The sequence below is a fragment of the Nonomuraea purpurea genome, assembly GCF_042650645.1.
Lineage (GTDB): Bacteria > Actinomycetota > Actinomycetes > Streptosporangiales > Streptosporangiaceae > Nonomuraea > Nonomuraea purpurea.
This window is the reverse complement of sequence record NZ_JBHSBI010000085.1, coordinates 1-1,287: the sequence shown is the minus strand read 5'-3', so window position 1 is coordinate 1,287 and position 1,287 is coordinate 1. Positions and strand designations below refer to the sequence as shown.

The 1,287-nt window shown below is 68.4% G+C and carries 1 protein-coding gene; it reads left to right on the top strand.

The window, feature by feature from the left end:
- Positions 1-70: 70 nt before the first annotated feature.
- On the top strand, positions 71-1,287 hold a 1,217-nt coding region (locus ACFOY2_RS54620; RefSeq protein ID WP_379536109.1), incomplete at its 3' end, for an RNA-guided endonuclease InsQ/TnpB family protein.

The following is a 1,287-nucleotide window of genomic DNA, read 5'->3' as shown; positions in this document are numbered from 1 at the left end:
CACCGTGGACGGCGCACCCCTGGATGTGATCAAGCGGTACGTCGAGAACCAGAAGAACCGGTGATGGTGGATGCTGACCGGACGTCAGTACCGTCTGGACCTCACCCCTGAGCAGGCAGAGTTCGCCGAGCGGATCGGCGGGGTCTGCCGCAGTGTGTGGAACACCGCTCTGGAGCAGCGCCGCGCCTACCGCCGCCGCCAGGTGTGGATCGGCTACCACGAACAGGCCCGCCAGCTCGCCGAAGCCAAACAGGAGTTTCCGTGGCTTTCCCAGGTGCCCGGTCACTGTCTCCAGCAGACGCTCATCGACCTGGACCAGGCGTGTTCCCGGCACGGCACGTGGAAGGTCCGCTGGAAATCCAAGGCCAGGACGCGGCCGTCGTTCCGGTTCCCCGAAGGCGGAAAGATCGCCATCGAGCGGCTCAACCGGCGCTGGGCGCGGGCGAAACTCCCCAAGCTCGGCTGGGTCCGCTTCCGCATCACCCGCCCGCTCGGCGGCACGGTCAAGAACGCCACCCTCAGCCGGGACGGCAAGCACTGGCATGTCAGTTTCCTCGTCGAGGACGGCTCGGCCACGCCTGAGCGGCACGACAATCCGGGCAGCGCCGTCGGCATCGACCGGGGCGTGGCCAAGGTCGCCACCCGCTCGGACGGACGTTTCCACCACCAGGTGTTCGCCCGGGACCGGGAAGTCGAGCATGCCAGGAAGCTCCAGCGGGACGTGGCCAGGACGACGAAGGGATCAGCCCGGCGGAAGAAAGCCGTCGCACGGGTTGCCCATCTGGCGCGGAAGATCCGCAGACGCCGGGAGGACTTCGCCGCCAAGACCGCCCACGCCCTGGCCACCGGCTTCGAGCTGATCGTGTTCGAGGCGCTGGCGACCAAGAATATGACCGCCGGGGTGGCACCCAGGCCGGACCCGGGGCAGCCGGGTGCTTTCCTGCCCAATGGGGCTGCGGGCAAGTCCGGCCTGAACCGCAGCATTCTGGACAAGGGCTGGCACCGGATCGAGCTGGCCACCCGCAGCAAGGCCCGCTCCACGGGCGCCTGCGTGATGACCGTTAATCCGGCGTACACGAGTCAGAGGTGCAACGTGTGCACGGTGGTGGATCGGAAGTCCCGCGAGAGCCAAGCGGTCTTCCGGTGCACCTCGTGCGGCCACACCGAACACGCCGACGTGAACGCCGCCAAGAACATCCTCACCGCCGGGAGGGCGGAGTTCGTGCAGCCCAGTCCGGGTGTGCGAGCTGGGGCGCGCAAACCACGCAACCGCGTGGGCCGCAAGGC